The sequence below is a fragment of the Nocardia sp. No.11 genome (assembly GCF_038752175.1).
GTDB lineage: Bacteria > Actinomycetota > Actinomycetes > Mycobacteriales > Mycobacteriaceae > Nocardia > Nocardia canadensis.
The window spans coordinates 1-508 of the sequence record NZ_JBCGFB010000282.1 but is presented as its reverse complement, the minus strand read 5'-3'; the positions used below and the strand labels follow the sequence as shown (position 1 = coordinate 508).

General features: G+C 62.8%; 1 protein-coding gene. It reads right to left on the bottom strand.

Annotated elements, in window-relative coordinates; all coding sequences use genetic code 11:
- Positions 1–180 precede the first annotated feature (180 nt).
- Positions 181–508 (bottom strand): ATP-binding protein (locus V8688_RS32060; protein ID WP_047165837.1); only part of this gene is annotated, 328 nt, incomplete at its 5' end.

Genomic DNA, 508 nt, shown 5'->3' with positions numbered 1-508 from the left:
GGTGTCAAACGGCGTTCAAAAGGGACCCCCGATCGGCGTCGAAGAGGGACCCCCTTTTCGGATAATATGATGCTGGTTTGTTGAAGATGGCCTTGCGCTGCGTGCGGCGGAGGGCGGGCGTAGCCCGACCGGAGGCGCGCGCAGCGCAAGATAGATTTTTGAAGGCGCCGAAGGTGGCTGTCAGCTGCGGTTTTTGAAGCGCCAGCTGTCGTTGCCCGTCTCGACGATATCGCAGTGGTGGGTGACGCGGTCGAGCAGCGCCGTGGTCATCTTGGGATCGCCGAACACGGTCGGCCATTCGCCGAAGGCGAGGTTCGTGGTGATGATGACGCTGGTCCGCTCATAAAGCTTGCTGATGAGGTGGAACAGCAACTGCCCTCCCGAGCGGGCGAACGGCAGATAACCGAGCTCGTCGAGCACGATCAGGTCGAGCCGCGACAGCTGCGCCGCCAGGGTCCCGCCTTTGCCGATCCGGGTCTCCTCTTCGAGGCGTGTCACCAGATCGACG